The organism is Segatella copri (assembly GCF_026015465.1).
GTDB lineage: Bacteria > Bacteroidota > Bacteroidia > Bacteroidales > Bacteroidaceae > Prevotella > Prevotella copri_E.
In genome coordinates this window covers 1,066,981-1,088,152 of sequence record NZ_JAPDUQ010000001.1, presented here as the reverse complement: position 1 = coordinate 1,088,152, position 21,172 = coordinate 1,066,981, and the positions used below count along the sequence as shown (strand labels likewise).

Genomic DNA, 21,172 nt, shown 5'->3' with positions numbered 1-21,172 from the left:
AATGAAAGCAATCCAGAATTTAGCAAAGAGAAGTTTGCTTCTCGTGGCATTGTTCGTCATCGGATGTCTGCAACTCATGGCGCAGACAAGAACCATCAAAGGTGAGGTGACTGATGCGCAGAATGGTGAGGCTCTGATTGGCGCCACTGTCATGGTGGAAGGCGAAAAGGGCGGTACAGTTACTGATTTTGACGGTAACTTCAGTCTTCAGGTATCTTCTTCAGCCAAGAAGATCAAGGTATCTTATATCGGTTATATTGATAAGATACTTTCTATCTCTGACAATATGAAGGTGAAACTCGAATCTGACAGCAAGGCGCTGGCTGATGTCGTGGTCATCGGATATGGTACGGCAAGAAAGAGTGACCTGACTGGTTCCGTAGCTACCGTGAAATCGAAGGACTTTAATAAAGGTCTCGTTTCTTCTCCAGAACAGTTGATCAACGGTAAGGTTTCGGGTGTACAGATTATGTCCAACAGTGGTTCTGCCTCTGCCGGTAGTACCATCCGTGTGCGTGGTGGTGCATCTCTTAATGCCAGCAACGACCCTCTTATCGTGCTCGATGGTGTGCCATTGGAGCAGGGTGGTATCTCTGGTAACAGCAGCAACTTCCTCAGCATGATCAATCCTTCTGATATCGAGAGCATGACTGTATTGAAGGATGCTTCTTCTACAGCCATCTATGGTTCCCGTGCATCTAACGGTGTCATCATCATTACCACCAAGAAGGGACAGCAGGGGGCTGTAAAGGTGAACTTCAATACCACCAACAGTTTGCAGACCCGTGCGCAGATGGTAGATATGCTGAGCCGTGATGAATTCGTGAATGTCATCAACCAGTTTGGTACAGATAACCAAAAGTCATTGCTCGGTACTGCCAATACCGATTGGAACGATGAGGTTTACCGTACTGCCTTCGGTACAGATAATAACCTCAGCGTGAGCGGCAGCATCGACAAGTGGTTGCCATTCCGCGTGTCTGTAGGCTATTACAACCAGAGCGGTCTGGTTCGCAAGGACAATGTAGAGCGCTGGACAGGTAACGTGGTATTGACTCCTAGTTTCTTCCAGGATCACCTGAAGTTGACCATCAATGCCAAGGGAACCCTCAATAACAACTCATTCAATAATGGTGGTGCCGTTTGGGCAGCAGCCACATTCAACCCAACCATCCCGGTTTATTCCGGTAACGACAAGTATGGTGGCTATAATGAGGCACTCGATGCTGATGGTGTTCCAGTGAATGCCGGTGTAAGAAACCCTCGCGGTCTGGTGGATCTGTATGATTCAAAGAGTAAGGTAAGCCGCTTCATCGGTTCTATGGATGTAGATTACAAGGTTCATTTCCTGCCAGACCTCAAGCTCCATGCTACCGTGGGTGCTGACTATGCCAAGGGCGACGGAACCGTTTATGTTCCTGCCTACGCAGCACAGAGCTACAACAAGGATGAATCTTTGGGCGGTAGCGATTACAAGTATGGTCCTCAGAAGAACGAGAACCGCTTGCTTACCCTCTATGCCAACTATGCAAAGTATTTCGAAGATATCAAGAGTAATGTAGATCTGACAGCCGGTTACGATTACCAGTACTGGAAGAGTACTACACCTCTTTATTATACCAAAAGTGCGGCAGGCACGAACCTGTCAACCGTAAAGGCATCAGATTACCGTCATGTAATGTTGTCATATTACGGACGTATCAACTATTCATTCGATGGAAAGTATCTCCTGACGGCTACCGTTCGTCGAGACGCATCTTCCCGTTTCTCTAAGGATACCCGTTGGGGTACTTTCCCATCTGTTGCTTTGGGCTGGACTTTGACAGAAGAGCCTTGGTTGAAGAACCAGAAGGTACTTTCTAACTTGAAACTCCGTGCCAGCTATGGTGTTACCGGTCAGCAGGAAGGTATCGGCAACTACAACTATCTGCCGGTTTATACCTACAGTGTGACAGGTGCCGAAGCATTCATCAACGGACAGTATATCAATACTTACCGTCCTGAGGCATACGTATCAGACTTGAAGTGGGAGACTACAACCTCCTGGAACTTCGGTCTTGATTTCGGATTCCTGAATGGCCGTATCGGTGGTGCCATCGATTTCTATACCCGTAAGACCAAGGACCTGTTGGCATCAGTACCAACAGCAGCAGGTACCAACTTCTCAAAGACTATTCTTACCAACGTAGGTAATGTAGATAGTAAGGGTATCGAGATTTCTCTGAATGCAACCCCTATCCAGACCAAGGACTGGGAGTGGAATCTGAGCTACAACTTTACCTGGCAGAACATGAAAGTGAAGAACCTTTCATTGACAAAGGGTGGAAGCCAGACCAACGTGAAGGTAGGTCCATCTATCGATGCTTACCAGTTCCAGGTACTCTCAGAGGGATATGAGCCATACATGTTCTATGTATACCATCAGCTCTACGACTCTAAGACAGGCAAGCCAATCGAGGGTGCTTATGCCGATCTCAACAACGATGGCGAAATCAATGATGCCGATCTCTACCGCTATCATTCTCCAGCCCCTAAGTATATCATGGGCTTGAGCACATCCTTGAGATACAAGCAGCTGACACTCGGTATGAGTTTCCGTGCCAACATCGACAACTATGTATACAACGGCATGGGTATGAGTACAGGTGCTTTCGAGACTGTAAGCTACAACAACTCACAGCTCAACAACCTCAACACCAGCTTCCTGAAGACAGGTTTCAAGACCCGCCAGTATCTCTCAGATTACTATGTAGAGAATGCTTCCTTCCTGAAACTCGACAACCTGAGTTTGAGTTACAATGTAGGCAAAATCAACAAGTGGGCTTCGCTTACCGTATCGGCAATGGTACAGAATGTATTCACCATCACCGGTTACTCTGGTACAGATCCTGAGGTGCCAAACGGAATGGACAACTCGTTCTATCCACGTCCTCGCACCTATTCAGTAAGCCTCGGACTTCAGTTTTAGTTAATAGTTGACAGTTAATAGTTAATAGATTGAGGCTTTCCTGATCATAAAGCTCAAAGTTCAACGTTCAAAGTAGAAATAACAATGAAACTTAAGAATATATTATATAGTATGATGATGGGAACAGCGGTGCTGACAGGCACAACCAGCTGTGTTTCCGATCTCGACCAATATCCTCATACAGAGACAACCTCTAAGGATGTTTATACCTCACTTGCCAATTACGAGGCAGTGCTGGGCAAAATTTACGCTGCCATGGTGACCAGTGGTCAGGGCAAGGGCGGCGATAATAAGGATATGGAATCCGTATTGAACAATGGTAGTGGTTTCGATTACATGCGTATGTTTATCAATATGCAGGAGTGTGGTACCGATGAATTTGCCTCTACCTGGCTGACAGGTGAGCAGACTACGGGTCTTACTTATCTTTCCTGGGATGCCAACGATGCCTGGGTATCAGATATGTATTATCGTATCTATTACAACATCGCCCTCTGCAACGAGTTCCTGCGCAATGCCAACAGTGCCAGTTTCTCAGGTGCTGATGCTGAGAAGATGAAGGAGTATAAGGCAGAAGTCCGTTTTATGCGTGCTCTGTTCTATTACCATGCCCTCGATTTCTATCGCAACATTCCGATGGTGACAGAGAATGACCCTGTGGGTAGCTTTATCCCTCCTCGTTATACTCCACAGCAGACATTCGATTATATTGAGAGCGAGTTGAAGGATTGTGTAGGCGATATGCTTCCGGCATCCACCTGTCCTTACGGTCAGGCTTCTCAGGGCGCTGCCTATACCTTGCTTGCCAAGCTTTATCTGAACAGCGAGGTTTATACCGGCGTTGCCAAGTATGCCGAGTGCAAGGAGGCTTGCGAGAAGGTGATGGGTATGGGATATTCTCTGGAGTCTGATTACAGCAAGCTCTTCAATGCAGATAACGACAAGCGTACCAACGAGATTATCTTTGCCTTGCCGATAAGTGCAGAGCATACTGTAAGCTGGGGTTCATCTACTTATCTGGTTTGTGGACAGGTAAGTATGTCGAATGCCAACCAGAATGTAGCCGATTATGGTGTTACTGCCGGCTGGAGTGAGTTCCGTCTCCGTCCTGAGTTCGTGGATAAGTTTTCTCAGACCGATATTGATGGCAATGGCGACAAGCGTTGCAAGTTCTTCACCAATGGTCAGAGCAAGGATGTAACCAGCATGGCAGATGAAGCCACCGGCTATCTCTCAGAGAAGTGGAGCAACCTGAAGGATGATAAAACCACTGCATCTAATACTGCTGATGCAGGTGTAGAAACCGATTTCCCTCTCTTCCGTTTGGCAGATGTCTATCTGATGTATGCCGAGTGCGTGGTTCGTACTGGTGGTGACTGGGATAACTGGGCTGGTGGTAGTGATGCTACAGATCCAACCGTGATTGCTTCCCGCAAGCAGGGTGCTATCTATTGGATTAACCAGCTTCGTGAACGCTCTAATGCTTCTGATGTATGGGCAAGCAACTTTGCCAACGATGATGCCTTCCTCCAGTTCATTCTCGATGAGCGTGCCCGTGAACTCTATCATGAAGGTTATCGCCGTACCGACCTGATTCGCTATGGTCAGTTTACTACTAATAAGTACATCTGGCAGTGGAAGGGTGGCACCCACGATGGACAGGCTGTTGACAGCAAGTACAACATCTATCCAATCCCTAACACCGAGCTTACCGCAAATCCAAATCTTCATAACGACAACTATTAATAGGATAAAAGAATGAAAAAGATATTTAGAAACCTGATGATGCTTCTCTGCGCACTCACCGCCCTGGTGAGTTGCGACGAGAGTGGCGACAAGATAGATCTGGATGGCTTCAAGGCATCCGATCTGATGGCATCGGCATCCGATGTGAAGCTGTCTGTAGATAACAGTAAGGACGTTGTCCTCTCGTTGGCTTGGCAGAATCCTACCTTGCTTTCGAGCGACGAGACCAAGCCTGCGGGCAGTGGAGTGCTTAAAACTTATCTGCAGGTATCAGCCTCAGAGAACTTTACTTCAGAAAAGGAATACACCGTAACCGACCTTTCCAAGGCTTTCACCGGTGCAGACCTCAATGCTGCAGCCAAGGATCTCGGCTTGTCTCCTGATGTGAGTTCACCTCTCTATTTCCGTATCAAGAGTCAGATGGGTAACAATCTTGATGCCGCTTACAGCAATGTCTGCCAGGTAAAGGTTACTCCATACCTCATTGATATGAGCTACATCAATATCTTGGATAAGGATACTAAGGAACAAACCCTTACCTATCTCTATTCTCCTAATTCTGATGGAGTTTATTCCGGCTATATGAATGCTTCTTCTTGGCTCAACTTCTGGGGTAAGGAAAACGATGGTACCATTTGGGGTAATGTAGGACAGGATGGTCATGTGTACGAAATGGATAATACCGAGTCTGCATGGAGTTTCTGGTTCCCAGGTCAGGCTGGTATCTATTATGCAGTTATTGATACAAAGGCTAAGGAATTTAAGCCAACTCTCCTCAAATCTTTCCAACTGAATGGTGAAGATATGACCTACGATGCTCCTAACTATGCTTGGACCAAGGTCATTACAACTACAGCCGATAATACTCCAGTCAGCATCGTAGCTACAGGCGCTGAGTACAGCAAGGCTACTGGTACAGAAGATGCTGCAGCTGTGGTGAAGACCATGAACTATACCTTGGCTGATGGCAAGATGACAGACTCTGAAAGTGCTGGTAGCGTGATTATTCCTTCAGCTGGTACTTATACCATAACTGTGAAGGTTGGTGAGCACAGTCAATTGGAATATACCATCGTTGAGGGCGACCAGACAACTCCAGAGCCAGAGGCTAGCAATACTCTCTGCATGTTCTCTGAGAATGGTAACACCCTTCTTGCCGTGATGAACAAGGTGAGCGATGGTGTTTATACCTGCAAGTACAAGCCAACTTCCTGGGAGAACTTCTACTTCATCTACGTAGGCGAGAACAAGGACGACAAGAAGACCTGGTATGGTGCCGATGGCGAGCAGTTTAAATTGACTTCTGGTGATGGCGCTTGGAAAATCTGGTTTGGCGATGAGAATGGCGAAACAGAGTTTACCGTTACCGCCGACCTCAACACCATGACATGGAAATATGAATAATTAATAAGAAAAATAGCAATGAAGAATATTTTAGGAAAAGCCATGTTGCTGGCTACAGCGCTCTTGTTCTCTATTACGGGAACAAGTTGCAGCAGCGACGATTCTCCTGTTCATGAGCAGGAGAAAACATACGATATGAGCGGTTTTGCCAAGGGCGCCGATGTTTCCTGGCTCACAGAGATGGAGAAGGATGGTGTGAAATTCTATAATCAGAATGGCAAGGCTACAGAATGCATGAAGCTCCTCCGCGAAGAGGGAACCAATTCTATCCGTCTGCGTGTCTGGGTAAATCCGGAAGGTGGCTGGTGTGGCAAGGATGATGTCATCGCCAAGGCTTGGCGTGCTCAGCAGCTCGGCTTCCGTCTGATGATTGACTTCCACTATTCTGATACCTGGGCTGACCCGGGCAACCAGAAAGTTCCTGCTGCATGGCAGGGCTATACTGCCGAACAAATGAAACAAGCTGTGGCTGATCATACCAAGGATGTATTGACAGCCCTGAAGGATAAAGGTGTAACCAACGTAGAGTGGGTGCAGGTGGGTAATGAAACCCGCGACGGAATGCTCTTCAACAGCGATGAGGCTGTAACTGGTCAGGTATCTAAGAATGCAGCCAACTTTGCTGCTTATATCAACGCCGGTTATGATGCTGTAAAGGCGGTTTATCCACAAGCTAAAGTCATCGTGCATGTGGATGAGGGTAATAACCTCGGCCGTTATACCTGGCTCTTTGGTGAATTGAAGAAGAAGGGTGGAAAATGGGATGTCATCGGCATGTCACTTTATCCAGAAGATAACAATTGGCAGGATTTAACCACCAATTGTCTGAATAATATTAAGACTTTATCAGAACAGTACAACTGCAATGTCATCATCTCTGAAATCGGTATGTGGTGGGGCTCTGACCAGGCTGCGCCAATGATGAAGAAAATGGTGGATGGCTGCAAGGCAATTTCTACCTGCGAGGGTATCTTCTATTGGGAACCAGAAGTTTACAACAACTGGAAGCCAGCCAACTATACCACTCTGGGTTGGTCCGCATATACCAAGGGAGCGTTCGACAACAGTGGCAAACCAACTGCCGTATTCGATGCATATAAATAAGAATATTAAATAGCAATATGATCAAGAGAAGCATTACTTTCATGACTCTTGCCCTGGCACTCACTACGCTGTGCCAGGCGCAGAGCAGAAAGGTTATCAACCTGCCTTCATGGAACTTCTCCCGTGATGGCAAGGCGTGGCAGCAGGTAGCTGTTCCGCACGATTGGGCTATCTCGGGTCCTTTCGATAAGAAATGGGACCTGCAGATGGTGGCCATCGAGCAGAATGGCGAAACCGAAAAGACCGAGAAGTCGGGACGTTCTGGTGCACTGCCTTGGATTGGTGAGGGTATGTATAAGATGAACTGGACGGCTCCTAAGGGCTATAAACGTGCCGTACTCGTCTTCGACGGTGCCATGAGCCAGCCTGTTGTCAGCGTCAATGGCAAGGAGGCAGGCAAGTGGGCTTACGGCTACAATGCCTTCCGCATCGACATCACACCTTTCATCCAGTTTGGTAAGAGTAATCTCATCGAGGTACATCTTAATAATGTAGAGGAGAGCAGCCGTTGGTATCCGGGAGGCGGTCTTTACCGTCCGGTTTCCGTAGAACTTTATGGTAACGAGAACTTCTCTACCTGGGATACCTTCGTCCGTACCCTGAAGGCTGATAAGCAGGAGGCTGAAGTAGAAGTAAACGCGCTGTTGGAAGGAAAAACTGGTAAGTCGGGTAAGACCGTCATAGCCCTGCTGGATGAGGCTGGCAAGAAGGTTGCCGAGCAGACCGTCACAGGTGCCAATCCTGAAATCAAGACTACTCTGAAGGTAGCGAATCCTCAGCTCTGGTCTCCGGAATCTCCTTATCTCTATCAGGTAAAGCTTACCCGATATGAAGGAAAGAAGGTGGCTGATGTGCAGACCCTGAAGACCGGTATCCGCACCATTGCCGTATCCAAGGATTATGGTTTTCAGCTCAATGGCATCACCCGCAAAATCAAGGGTGTCTGCCTGCATCACGACCTCGGTCCGTTGGGAGCAGCTGAGAACAAGGCAGCCCTTATCCGTCAGATCAAGATGATGAAGCAGATGGGTTGCGATGCCATCCGTACTGCCCACAACATGCCTTCTACCATGCAGATGGAAATCTGCGATTCCCTCGGTATGATGGTCATGGCAGAGAGTTTCGATATGTGGATTTATCCTAAGTGCAAGAACGGCTACGCCAAGTTCTTCAAGGAGTGGAGCGATAAGGATATCACCAATTTGGTGAAACACCACCGCAACCATCCTAGCATCATCATGTGGAGCATCGGTAACGAGATTCCTGAGCAGTGGAGCAAGGAAGGTATGGAGATAGCCAAGCATCTGCAGGACCTCTGTCATCAGTATGACCCTTCCCGTCCTGTTACCCAGGGCATGGATAGGGCAGAAGATGCCTTGAAGAGCGGCTTTGCCCAGACCATGGATGTACCGGGCTTCAATTATCGCGTACATAAGTATTATAAGAATATTGAGCAGTTGCCTCAGGGTTTCCTTCTCGGTTCAGAAACCGCCTCTACGGTCAGCTCCCGTGGCGTGTATAAGTTCCCTGTCGAGGTGCGTGCCAACGATAACAACCCATACACTGATGGTCAGTGCTCAAGCTATGATACCGAATACTGTTCCTGGAGCAATCTTCCGGATGATGACTGGAAGATGCAGGATGACTACAGTTGGGTAATCGGTGAGTTTGTATGGACCGGTTACGACTATCTGGGCGAGCCGACTCCTTACGATACCTACTGGCCAAGCCGCAGCAGCTACTTTGGCATCTGCGACCTTGCCGGACTTCCAAAGGATAGATATTATATGTATCGTGCCCGCTGGAACAAGCAGCAGCATACTACCCATCTTCTTCCTCACTGGAACTGGAAGGGCAGAGAAGGACAGGTTACCCCTGTATATTGCTATACCGATGGTGTGGAAGGCGAACTTTTCGTAAACGGCAAGAGCCAGGGCAGAGTGCGCAAGGACAAGTCAAGCCGTCTGGACCGCTACCGTTTGCGCTGGAACAATGTGAAGTATGAACCGGGTGAGATTCGCGTGGTTACTTACAACCAGTATGGCGATAAGGTTGGCGAGGACGTGAAGCGTACTGCCGGCGAGCCTGCACAGATGAAGTTCAGTGTAGAAACTCCTGATCATGAGCCTATTGCCTGCATGGTAGAAGGTTGTACCGATGAGCACAATGTGCTTCTGAATGCCGATGGCAACGACCTTGCCTTCATCACCGTGAGTCTGCAGGATAAGGACGGCAATGAATGTCCGCTTGCCGATGACGAACTGACCTTCGAGGTGAGTGGTGCCGGCACTTTCAAGGCTGCCTGCAACGGCGATGCCACATCGCTCGAACCGTTCACCCAGCCTCAGATGAAACTCTTCTCCGGCAAACTCGTTGTCATCGTACAGAGCAGCAAGCAGAAGGGCGACATCATCCTGACGGTAAAAGACAGCAAGCGAAATATCGAAAAGTCGATTACGCTCCAGGCAATATAAGATGATAGACTAATTTAGGCACGGATTACACGGATTACACGGATTCTTTATGAGATGATAATCGCTTTATATAATGGCGCCATAAATCCGTGTAATCCGCGTAATCCGTGCCTTATTTATACTCTTGGCATGATACTTATGACACACCCTCTTCTTTTTTTATGAATTTCCTCCGATATTTTTTGGCGTTATCATGAATATTGTGTAAATTTGCACGCATGAAAAAGTCAACAAAACCTATAAACCGCATCAGCATGGCAATTGCTATGCTCTTTGTTTCGCTCGCCATCCATGCGCAGCGTTTCGTTAACACCTCCCTTGAAGGTGCTCAGTCCGTTTGTGCCATTACCCAGGACAGTGATGGTATGATATGGCTCGGAACCGACAATGGTCTTTACAGCTATGATGGTTATCATGGCTATCGCCATTTTCAGGAACATACATTCAGCAATACGCGTGTCAATGCGCTCGGTTTCGAGGGCAGAATGCTCTATCTGGCTACTGGCAACGGCATCCTGAAATTCGATACGCAATCTTATCAATATGCCGAAACACCAGCTATGAAGGCTTTTGCCGATGAGGCGAAGCGCAAGCAGCTGAAGGAACTCCGTGTGCTCGATATCAAGGGTGGTAAGACTGACTTCGGTGGCGATGTCTATGCCTTGCTCTCTACTCCGCGAGGCTTGCTCGTAGGTTCGCTCGCAGGTCTGCATCTCGGCAGCAGACTGATTCCGCTCCGTGCCGGAGAACAGCCGCTGGTCAATGCACTCGCCTATGATGCTAAGCGCCGATGCTACTGGATTGGTACCGAGGGGGCTCTCTATTGTGCCGATCTGCAACTCAGGAACTTCTCACAGATTCCAGCTCTGAACGGCAATTCCATCAAATGTCTTTCTACAGATGCTGCCGGCAATCTCTATATCGGAACAGATAACGGACTCTATCAGATGGCACTCTCCAATGCCATCATCCATTATATCCACGATTCCCGCGATGATGCTTCTATTCCTAACAACATCGTCTGGGCTTGCTTTGTAGATAAATGGCAGAATGTATGGGTGGGTACTGACAATGGACTCTCCCGTCTCACTACCCATACCTATTACCGCTATGTATCGCTCGATAAGATTACGATATCGGGTGAAGGTAACTGTCTGCATGCCATGCTCCAGACCCGTAACGGCGAATGGTGGATGGGCGGTACCAACGGTCTGATTCATTTCACCCGGAATGCTGAAGGTTATCAGAATGTGGCATGGTACAAGCAGAACAGCTCTGCCTTCCCGCTGAGTCATAACCGTGTACGCAAGATTTATGAAGACCATGACGGCGATGTATGGATCTGTACCGACCATGGCATCAACTTCTATGATCGCAGTTCCCGTCAGATGCGCAACTTCATCGTCTACGATAAGAGTGGCAAGTATTCTACAGCCTGGGCTTACGATATTCTCCAGGACAAGAAGGGCAGGATATGGATGGGTTCTTATCAGGGCGGTGTCTTCGTGATGGATAAGGCGGCTCTTCTGAGCGGCAAGACCATAGCCGACTGGCATTACTCGGACAAGGGAAAGAATGCGCTCTCTGGTCTGCATGTGGGTCAGATGGTGATGGATGGAAAGGGTAGGATTTGGGTTTCTACCTATACCCGTCTCAACTGCATCAATCCGAACAATATGAAGGTGGTGCAGGTAGCTAACTCAGATGTTGTCAACTATCTGATGGCAGACAGCAAGGGCAATATCTGGATGGGTGATAACAGTTCGGTAACCTGTTATTATGCAGCCGGTTCTGTGCTGGGTAACAGCTTTTCTTCCAAGACATGGCAGATTGGTGGCAAGGTAAGTACCATGTGCGATGTGGAAGGCAAGATATGGGTGGTATCGGGCAATGAATGCTGCGTAATCAATCCTGAGGGCGAGAGCCAGCGCTTCATGATTCCTTCTGTTGTGCCGCTCAACATCTGTTACAGCAGACAGACTCATGAGGTAATGATGGGCGGCAATGACGGCTATGTGGCAATCAGTTCCGATGTAGCACAGAAGCCTAAGCAGTTTACCCGCCTGATGCTGGCTGGAATCATCGTGAACGGAGAGGCTCGTGAGGAGCGTGGAGAAATCCTGAAACTGAAGAGTGATGAGAACAACTTCACCCTGCAGCTCACCGACCTTCCTTTTGCCGATCATCCTTCAGCCGTTTATGCTTACAGGCTCGAAGGCAGCGACCACGACTGGCATTATCTGAACTCCGGCAATATCGATATCACCTACAATGGTTTGTCTTATGGCGATTATCATCTTACGGTTCATGCCGTGGATGGTGAAGGCAAGATAGCTGCCGAGGTTTATTCGCTCGACATCTCCGTTCTGCCGCCTTGGTATCTCTCCTGGTGGTGCAAGCTCTTCTATATCACGGCACTCATCGTGTTTGTGGCATGGCTGGTAAGCTGGTATTTCCTGCGCAAGGAACTGGCTGATGCCCAGAAGCAGAAGGCTGAGGTGTTGGAGCAGGTACAGATGCGTATGGACTTCTTCAACCGTCTGACGGAAGATTTGAAGGCTGCCGTAGCTCATCATTCATTTGATGAGGTGACAGCTCTGATGGTTCGCTACCTGAACGTGAAGATACCTGATGTGTCATCTTCTGTTGCCACTGGGTTATCCGCTTCGCCTGTATCTGAGCCTGAGTCATCATCCTCAGAACCAGTTCCTGCACGCTCTGAATCTTCTGAAGAGGAAAAGAAGACGGTAGATGTCAGCGAGTTGGATGGGGCAGACAAGCGTCTGCTCGAAGAGATCAATGAGGCGATAGAGAAGCATATGATTGATTCTGACTTCAATGTTTCGATGTTGCAGGATGTGATAGGCATAGGTGGCAAACAGCTGTATCGCAAGATGAAGGCGATAACGGGCCGTACGCCTGTAGAGTATATCCGTGAGATGCGTATGAAGCGTGCAGCCGAGCTCCTGAGCCAGGGTAAGTTCAGTGTTTCCGAGGTGATGTATACCGTTGGTTTTTCCAACAGCAGTTATTTCTCCAAATGCTTCTCCAAGGAGTATGGCATGACTCCTACGGAATATATGAAGGTGAAGAGGTAAATAAATGATGTGCTTCCGTTTGCCTATAGATATGGCTGCGTGGGGTTAAGAATATGACAGCATTGGGTTACGGATATGACTCCGTCGGCTAATCTTCGCAGCCGGTAACGAGTATGCTGGCAATCCTGCTTTCCCAGGTGCTTACTCTAAGTGCGTCTGCGTATCTTCATTAGCTGCCGACTTTACTCCAGCCTGCTACACCGATTTCGGTTCGCTCGTAACCCTGAGTGCTCCTGGTGGCGACTTGGAATATTACAGCAAGATTGGCGAGCAGGAAGATGAATACTGGGCAGAGACGACAACCGAGCAGAAAGGTGCTGTGCTCTCTACGATGATCCAGAACGGTCACCCTGCTTGGGGCTACATGGAGGGAACCTCTATGGCTTGTCCTCACGTTTCTGGTGTGGCTGCCTTGGGTCTCGCTTATGCTGCCAAGACGAACCGTCATTATCGTGCTGCCGACTTCGTAGCCCTGATGAAGAAATCTGTGAAGGAACTGGATAGCCATTACGGAAATGGTGCAACCAAGACCTACTATATGAACCATACTACCGTGGGTGCTTCGCCAGAGATTGTACAGCTCTCTAAGTACATCGGCAAGATGGGTGCTGGTCTGATTGATGCAGCTCAGCTCTTGAATAACATCAAGAACAAGGAACTCAGTTCTGATATGAAGTTGCCTAACGTGTATGTGGGCATCGAGAAGACTGTTTCTCTCAACCTCGCTGCATATTTCGCAGGTCGGACAGAGGGCTTCTCTTGCTCTGTAGCGAATGGCAGCGTAGCTTCTGCTTCGGTAGAAGGCAAGACGCTCACCGTGAAGGGACTCGCTGCCGGAAGCACATCGCTCACTGTAACAGCTGCCGATGGTACCAGCCAGACCGTAGTTGTGACCGTTAGAAAGAGTGCCGGTAACAATGGTTGGATGTAATTGGATGTAATATGAAGATATTTGCTTTCCTATCGCTTTTCTTCCTGGCTTTGCCTGTTACGGTGAATGCGCAGAAGGAACTGCTGAAGTTTGAGCATCCGCTTATCGATGCAGGTACGATGACCGAGGACGATGCGCCTCGCACCTTCACCTTCGTAGGTAAGAATGTGAGCAAGAAGATACTGCACATCACACAGGTGAGAACCACCTGTGGATGTACCAGTTCTTATGTCAGGGGCGATGTGATGAAGCCTGGCGATACCTGTCAGGTGCAGCTCACCTTCACGCCTAACCGCTATCCGGGCACCATCAATACAGGTGCTTATCTCTATCTGAAAGAGGTAGAGGGACAGCCTGCCGTTAAGCTTGCCTTAACGGGAAAGGTGCTGCCGGGTGCTGACCAGTGGGCGCGCTATCCGCACAAGATGGGCGCACTCAGACTGAAACAGGCGAAGGCAAGTATCACAGAGGTAAAGCCGGGCACAGAGCCTGAGGCACGCATCCTCTGCGGAAACAGCGGTGACAAGCCGCTCCGTATATCCAGCCTCCTTCTTCCTCCTTATGCCCGTCTTACGACAGAGCCTGAGGTGATAGAACCGGGTGATGAGGCTGACCTCGTCATCACCATCATAGCCGATAAGATTCCGGCTACGATGCCCGAATCCTTCACCTTCCCTGTTATTCTGGAGGGCTTGGATGCCCGTCCGTCTGACAGAACGATACAGGTCGTTGTAAAGTTAGAAAGGTAAAAGGGTAAAAAAGTAAAAAAGAAAAAAATACCAAGACAATGAAATATTTGAAAAAACTCTTCACCCTCCTGGTGATTGCTTTGTTTGCCTGCGGCTTTGCAGCCTGCAGCAGCGATGATGAGGAACCGGAGGAGCCTTCTCTGGAAGTTACACCTGCCAATCTTCATGGCACATGGGAGTTGGCTGAGTGGAACGGTGAACCTCTTGCTGAGGGCACTACTGCTACATCGTTTTCAACCGCAAGGACCAGACTTTCGAGATGTATCAGAAGTTTGACAGTATGTATGGTCGCCATATCACCGGTTCGTTCGCTATCAAGAACGATCCATACCAGGGCTACATCATCAGCGGAAGCTATGATAACGGTAAGGGCGACTGGAACCAGAGTTATCTCGTAACCCGCCTCCTGGCATCGGGTTCCATGATATGGACTGCCAAGGACGATGTTACCGACATCAGCCGCTACAAGCGTTGCGATGAGGTACCTGCCGAGATACTCAAGGATTGTAAAGATCTCACTGAAGAATAAAAAAAAGAGCGAATTATCTGCAAATTCTGCGGATTATTCGCTCTTTTTTTGTATCTTTGCCCTCAAACTTATCATCGGGTTCAAAGTTTAAGGATATGATATTAACGATTACAGGTTCAGACAGCACCGGAGGCTCTGGTGTGCAAGCGGACATCAGGACGATTGCCGAGTTGGGCGGTTATGCTGTTTCGGCAATAACCAGCATCACTGTGCAGAATACGCTCGGTATTCAGGAGTTCTTCGATATTCCTGCCGAGATTGTTTCGGGGCAGATAGAGGCTATCATGAACGATATGCAGCCTGATATTGTGAAGATTGGTATGATACGCAGGGTGGAGACGCTGAATGTGGTCATCGATGCCCTGACCAAGTACCGTCCTGCCCATATCATCTATGCCCCTGCCATCTGGTCGAGCCAGGGCGATGCGCTGATGACGGAAGATGTGGTGAGCCAGATCAAATACCGTCTGCTGCCGCTCTGTTCTGTCGTCGTGTCACGCAAGAAGGAGAGCGACATCATTCTGCAGAATTCCAAGCTGCTGAGCCTTGCCGAGAAGCAGGGACTCCGGATCTATCGCCTCGACAATGCCAATTCGCATGGTCTCATCAACCGTTTCTCTTCAGCTCTTGCCGTCTATCTGAATCTGGGCAAGAAGATGGAGGAGGCGTTGGCGAAGGCGCAGGATTTCATCAATGTAGAACTCGTGCGCCAGAGCAATCTGCAGGGCAGGAGTTCCGAACTCTACAATCAGTTTATCTCGCAGGTCAATAACTTCTGCCGCACTTACAGCGATGTTCATTTCTATGCAGACCAGCTGAATGTGAGTGGCCGTTATCTGGCTCAGGTTACCCGCCGCATCTCCGGCAAGACCCCGAAGGCAATCATCGATGAATACATCGTGAAGGAGATAGAGCGCGAGCTCTCTACCACTACGCATACGGTTCAGGAGATAGCCAATACCTTCGGTTTCTCATCCCAGGCTCATCTCACCAAGTTCTTCAAGAAGATGAGAGGGGTTACGCCTTCTGCTTTCCGGCAGAAAGGATAAGTTAGTTTATAGTTGAAAGTTTATAGTTTATAGCAATCTTGCTAACGGCTACGCCCTATCAACTATTAACTTTTTCATTGGGGGGTTAACAGGGTTAACAGTTAACAGCTGTTTTTTGCATGGTCCCCCTCCTTTTTACCTATATAATAATAAATATATATATACTTATTTTTATATGTGAGTAGGGGGAAGTATGCATTTTTGGGGTGTTAACTGTTAACCCTGTTAACCCCTGGCTGTTTTCCTTACCCATTTTGTGTTCCTTCTTAAGATAGCTAAGTGCCTTATATGAAGACAGATAAGTGCCATCAATGATGACCGGTAGGAGGCTTAAATGATGCCTCATGAGGGCGATAATCAGCCATCATGCAGGCTGTTTTTATTTCCTCCCGATACATTTTTCATTCCCTCCCGATGCAAAAAATAGTGAGTTTCGAGCCGAAAAGCTATGCCTTTCGCATCAAAAAACTATGAGTTGGCTTTTTTAACACATAGATAAGTCTCTCTTGCAGAATCGCCTGCGAAGCCTTTCTACAGTTTCGCTGGCGATTTCTCAGTATATAATCTTACTCAATCATATTCTTGAGTATCCATTTCCTGAAGAAGGGGTCTTCTATTTCATATCTGTCACTTCGGATGATGTAGCCTTTCTTGCTTAAACGCAATAGGGCACTGGTCATCGTGCTGGTAGGTTGGTTCCTGTCTTGTGCAGGATTGTTGCCCTCGCAGATACTGACCATTACATACTTGTCTGTCTTGTTGAAATTCAACCATAAACGTTCGTAGTCTAAATCATGAGTCGTTATGATGTCTTCTATGGAGAGTTGGAGTACATTCTCGTTTTTACCAGCTACCAGGTTGTTCCAAACTGCGAATGAAAGCTGCTGCGTGTAGTATGGATGGCAACTTGTAAAGGCCAGTATCTCGTCTGCAATTTGGGTAGGCTGTTCTGATACATCTTCCAATCTGTCTGCAATATATGACTTGAAATCTTCGTATGGAATCTTGTTGAGTCTCATCAGCATTCCAAAATGATAGAACGGAGACTTCACACGTTCAAAGATATCTGTCATCATCGATTCCTGACTACCCAGAAAGATGTAATTGATGCCAGTCTGTTCCTGCATGATGGAACGGAGCTGCTTATCCATGTTTTTGTCGATTTCCAGAATGCTTTGGAACTCGTCCAGGACAACAATCAGTTTGTTTTGAGGTGTAGAAACCTTCTGAATTGTATTTAAAACATCTTCTATTGCGGTTGATCCATTGTCGGTTGATGGTTGGAATGAAACCGATACCTCGTCTGTCATCGGGTTCATGTTGATAGATGGAATGATGCGGAAGTTACGAAGATAGTGCTTCATCTTTTCCAGTTTGAATTGATTGAGCAGTTCCTTCAGAAGCTTTGCCGCAAAATCTTCTTTGCTGAGCACGGCTTGCATATTGAGCCATAGGTATGGTCGTTGGGTTTGGACAACAGCCTTTTTTACGAGACTTGATTTGCCAAAACGTCGTGGAGACATAAGAACGAGATGGTTCTCGCTCTTGAGAAACTGTACGATGTAGTCCAGTTCTTTCACTCTGTCTGTAAAGTATGGGGCATCAACTAATGAGCCAAATTTAAACGGATTTTCCATGATCGAAATTTTTCGTAACGAAATTTTTCGCAAAGATACGAAAAATAAAGATGCTTAGAAGATAAACTCCTTTGAATTATTAATGTTTAACATTTTCCGGATATAAAGTCAAGGTTTTACCTATTTATTTATATAAGTTTTAAAGGAAAGCTTTCTGTAGATTGTTCTTTGTCGCTCAATCTGTGTTGTGTTTTGTATATTTCGGAATTTGGCTTATACTTTTGCGAATCATCCTTTATACAAAATGACTCAATGTTTGCAGAAAATGGAATATTTTTCTGCTATTTCGCTGAAAAGTGTTTCCTTTGCAAGCATAAATAGATAAAATTAAAAGAATTATGACAGAAAATAGACAAGAATTGAACCGCAACTTGGCTCAGATGCTCAAGGGTGGTGTGATTATGGACGTAACAACTCCAGAACAGGCAAAAATCGCAGAGGCAGCAGGTGCATGCGCAGTAATGGCGCTGGAACGTATTCCAGCTGATATCCGTGCAGCAGGTGGTGTTTCACGTATGAGCGACCCTAAGATGATCAAGGGTATTCAGGAGGCTGTTTCTATCCCTGTAATGGCTAAGTGCCGTATCGGTCACTTTGCTGAGGCTCAGATTCTTCAGGCTATCGAAATCGACTATATCGACGAGAGCGAGGTGCTCTCTCCTGCTGATAATGTTTATCACATCGACAAGACTCAGTTCGACGTGCCATTCGTTTGTGGTGCCAAGAACCTGGGCGAGGCGCTCCGCCGTATTGCTGAGGGTGCTACCATGATCCGTACCAAGGGTGAGCCAGGAACAGGTGATGTGGTTCAGGCTGTTACCCACATGCGTATGATGCAGAGCGAAATCCGTCGCCTGGTTTCTATGAGCGAGGATGAGCTTTACGAGGCAGCCAAGCAGTTGCAGGCTCCTTACGAGCTGGTGAAGTATGTTCACGAGAACGGCAAGTTGCCAGTGGTTAATTTCGCTGCCGGTGGTGTGGCTACTCCAGCTGATGCTGCCCTGATGATGCAGCTCGGTGCCGAGGGTGTATTCGTAGGTTCTGGTATCTTCAAGAGCGGTAACCCAGCTAAGCGTGCACAGGCTATCGTGAAGGCTGTTACCAACTACAACGACCCTAAGATGCTGGCTGAGTTGAGCGAGGATCTCGGTGAGGCAATGGTAGGTATCAATGAGCAGGAGATTGCTTTGCTCATGGCTGAAAGAGGTAAGTAATAGATGAGATAATGGATAAGAGCCCCTCCTGCACAAGAAGGGGCTTTTATATTAGATAAGTATGTTATGAGAATAGCAGTATTAGCTTTACAAGGCGCTTTTGCTGAGCACAGACAGAAGTTGGCTCAGTTGGGCGTGGATAGTTTTGAGGTTCGCCAGTTGAAGGATTGGGACCAGCCTAAGGATGGCTTGATTATTCCGGGCGGTGAGAGTACCACTCAGGCGAAACTCTTGAATGAACTGGGATTGATGGAGCCAGTAAAGGAGGCGATTGCTGCCGGCTTGCCAGTTTATGGTACCTGTGCCGGTTTGATTCTTCTTGCCAAGAAGATTGAGGGCGAGCCTAGTCAGTGCATTGCTTCGATGGACATCACGGCTTTGAGAAATGCCTACGGTCGCCAGTTGGGCAGTTTCTACATCGAGGCTCCGATGAAGGGCATCGAGGGAAATGTCCCTATGACTTTCATCCGTGCTCCTTATATTAAAGAGGTGTGGGGAGATGCTGAGGTTCTTGCGGAGGTAGATGGCAAGATTGTGGCTGCCCGTCAGGGTAACCAGCTGGTTACCGCCTTCCATCCGGAACTGAACGAAAGTCTGGAGATTCATAAGTATTTTCTGGGGATGTGCAGCAAGTAGGCTTCATCCAGAGATGAAACTTATTTCGCTAGCCGATGAAACAGCTTCATGGGCACATGAAGCTATATTGCAAAGTATCTTAGGATACATTGCCAAGTATCTTAAGATACATGAGCAAGTATCCTAAGATACTTTTTTATTCTTCTTTATATCCTTGAAATCAATTTTTCAGGGTGCATTCAAATTTCTTATAACAACTCCGGAAGCTGGAAGAGCTTCACGCTGTTGCTGCCTTTGATGAGGATGTAATGGTCGTGAGGCTGGTTCGCCTTGAGCGCTTCCTTCACTTCCTCTACATTCTGGAACTTGCGGTAGCTGCATGGAATATCCTTGAACTCATCGCCCACCAGCCATACATTCTCCAGACCGGCTGCCTGCAACTGGTCTACTACCTTCTGGTGCTCCTCGTGGCTCACTTCGCCGAGCTCGCCCATCTGTCCGAGAATTGCCATCTTATGAGGCACATCCATCACGCGGAAGTTCTCGATGGCGGCTGCCATGCTAGATGGGTTGGCATTGTAGGCATCTACCACCAGCTTATTGTGCGCCGTCTCTTCCAACTGCGAACGGTTGTTGCTCGGGATGTAGTTCTCCAGGGCATGATCTATCTGCTGAGGCTTCACATCGAAATGAAGACCGATGGTGATGGCGGCAAGCATGTTGTCGATATTGTAAGAGCCGATGAGATGGGTTTGAACCTCATGCCAGTCGAAACTCTCGGTGCGCCAGCGGAACTTCAGGAAAGGAGCGCAGGAAATGACTTCTCCCCATACATCGCAGTTTTCATCCTTGCCGTAGGTGATGAGGCGGTTGATGTTGCGCTGCTCTGCCATCTGCATCAGATGCTCGTTGTCTGCATTGATGAAGACGAGGGCATCGTTGGCTGTGAGGTAATCATAGAGCTCTCCCTTGGTCTTCTTCACGCCTTCGAAGCTGCCGAATCCCTGCAGGTGGGCACGGCCTACGTTGGTAATCATACCGCAGGTTGGCTCCACGTATTCCACGAGTTTTCGGATGTCACTAGGATGGGAAGCACCCATCTCTACAACGGCAATCTCATTCTCTGGTGAGAGACGGAAGAGGGTCTTTGGTACGCCTACATCATTATTGAAGTTGCCCTGGGTGAACATCACGTTGAACTTCTCGCCGAGAACGGCAGAGACGAGTTCCTTGGTGGTGGTCTTGCCGTTGGTTCCGGTGATTCCTACTACAGGAATATCGAAGTGGCGGCGATGCTCACGGGCTAGTTCCTTGAAGGTGGTGAGGCAATCCTCTACGAGGATGTAGCGCTCGTCGCCTTCCTTGGCATACTCTTTTTCATCAACAATCACATAGGCACAGCCTTTCTCCAAAGCCATGTCGGCAAACTTGTTGCCATCAAACGATGCGCCCTTCAAAGCCAGGAAGATGCTGCCCTCTGGGCAGTCGCGGCTGTCAGTGGTAATCACTGGGTGCGCTTGGTAAATCTGATAGAGTTCTGAAATATCCATAGTCTATAACTGTTATTTTGGGTGCAAAAGTAATCTAAATTATGGACATAACAAACAATTTTCCCAAAAAATGATGGTAATCTCGAATATTCTTTCTATTTTTGCAGAAATATTCGATGAATCTTTAGAAAGTGAGGCTCTTT

Annotated in this window: 13 protein-coding genes and 1 pseudogene; 12 read left to right on the top strand and 2 right to left on the bottom strand. The window is 47.8% G+C overall.

From position 1 onward, the window contains the following. The first annotated feature begins 1 nt into the window (after window position 1). The 10 genes and pseudogenes from ONT08_RS04625 (at window position 2) to ONT08_RS04580 (ending at window position 16,052) form a co-directional block, all read left to right on the top strand. Window positions 2-2,968 carry a SusC/RagA family TonB-linked outer membrane protein gene (locus ONT08_RS04625; protein WP_264959355.1) on the top strand — a complete coding sequence of 989 codons (2,967 nt, stop codon included), beginning with the start codon at window positions 2-4 and terminating at the stop codon, window positions 2,966-2,968. A gap of 84 nt (window positions 2,969-3,052) precedes the next feature. After that, window positions 3,053-4,714: a RagB/SusD family nutrient uptake outer membrane protein gene (locus ONT08_RS04620; protein WP_264959354.1), complete on the top strand. Its 1,662-nt coding sequence runs from the start codon at window positions 3,053-3,055 to the stop codon at window positions 4,712-4,714. Window positions 4,715-4,726: 12 nt separating this feature from the next. Then, a complete protein-coding gene (locus tag ONT08_RS04615; RefSeq protein ID WP_264959353.1) occupies window positions 4,727-6,118 on the top strand; it encodes a DUF5114 domain-containing protein in 1,392 nt (463 codons plus the stop codon). Between the two features lie 18 nt (window positions 6,119-6,136). Beyond that, a complete protein-coding gene (locus ONT08_RS04610) occupies window positions 6,137-7,222 on the top strand; it encodes a glycoside hydrolase family 53 protein (RefSeq protein ID WP_264959352.1) in 1,086 nt (361 codons plus the stop codon). Between the two features lie 17 nt (window positions 7,223-7,239). Then, complete coding sequence (locus ONT08_RS04605; RefSeq protein ID WP_264959351.1) at window positions 7,240-9,696, top strand: glycoside hydrolase family 2 TIM barrel-domain containing protein; 2,457 nt, start codon at window positions 7,240-7,242, stop codon at window positions 9,694-9,696. 218 nt (window positions 9,697-9,914) lie between these two features. Then, window positions 9,915-12,794, top strand: a complete 2,880-nt coding sequence (locus tag ONT08_RS04600) for a two-component regulator propeller domain-containing protein (RefSeq protein ID WP_264959350.1) — start codon at window positions 9,915-9,917, stop codon at window positions 12,792-12,794. Window positions 12,795-12,885: 91 nt separating this feature from the next. After that, window positions 12,886-13,725 carry a S8 family serine peptidase gene (locus tag ONT08_RS16480; RefSeq protein WP_264959568.1) on the top strand — a complete coding sequence of 280 codons (840 nt, stop codon included), beginning with the start codon at window positions 12,886-12,888 and terminating at the stop codon, window positions 13,723-13,725. Window positions 13,726-13,736: 11 nt separating this feature from the next. Next, the gene (locus ONT08_RS04590; RefSeq protein WP_119227503.1) at window positions 13,737-14,474 is read left to right on the top strand and encodes a DUF1573 domain-containing protein; all 738 of its coding nucleotides are present in this window, start codon (window positions 13,737-13,739) and stop codon (window positions 14,472-14,474) included. A gap of 47 nt (window positions 14,475-14,521) precedes the next feature. Beyond that, window positions 14,522-15,003 (top strand): annotated as a pseudogene (locus tag ONT08_RS04585) (lipocalin family protein). A 95-nt stretch (window positions 15,004-15,098) separates the two neighbouring features. Further along, on the top strand, window positions 15,099-16,052 hold the full coding sequence (locus tag ONT08_RS04580) for a hydroxymethylpyrimidine/phosphomethylpyrimidine kinase (RefSeq protein WP_264959349.1): 954 nt from the start codon (window positions 15,099-15,101) through the stop codon (window positions 16,050-16,052). Window positions 16,053-16,618: 566 nt separating this feature from the next. Here the strand turns inward: ONT08_RS04580 and ONT08_RS04575 are convergent. Beyond that, window positions 16,619-17,689, bottom strand: a complete 1,071-nt coding sequence (locus tag ONT08_RS04575) for an AAA family ATPase (protein WP_264959348.1) — start codon at window positions 17,687-17,689, stop codon at window positions 16,619-16,621. A gap of 338 nt (window positions 17,690-18,027) precedes the next feature. Here ONT08_RS04575 and pdxS point away from each other — a divergent pair, with 338 nt between their 5' ends. Together pdxS and pdxT are read left to right on the top strand one after the other, a co-directional pair. Next, a complete protein-coding gene (gene pdxS / locus ONT08_RS04570) occupies window positions 18,028-18,903 on the top strand; it encodes a pyridoxal 5'-phosphate synthase lyase subunit PdxS (protein ID WP_264959347.1) in 876 nt (291 codons plus the stop codon). A 66-nt stretch (window positions 18,904-18,969) separates the two neighbouring features. Further along, a complete protein-coding gene (gene pdxT, locus ONT08_RS04565; protein WP_264959346.1) occupies window positions 18,970-19,539 on the top strand; it encodes a pyridoxal 5'-phosphate synthase glutaminase subunit PdxT in 570 nt (189 codons plus the stop codon). A 188-nt stretch (window positions 19,540-19,727) separates the two neighbouring features. Here pdxT and ONT08_RS04560 read toward each other — a convergent pair whose 3' ends face one another. After that, on the bottom strand, window positions 19,728-21,029 hold the full coding sequence (locus tag ONT08_RS04560; RefSeq protein ID WP_264959345.1) for a UDP-N-acetylmuramoyl-tripeptide--D-alanyl-D-alanine ligase: 1,302 nt from the start codon (window positions 21,027-21,029) through the stop codon (window positions 19,728-19,730). Window positions 21,030-21,172 lie beyond the last annotated feature (143 nt).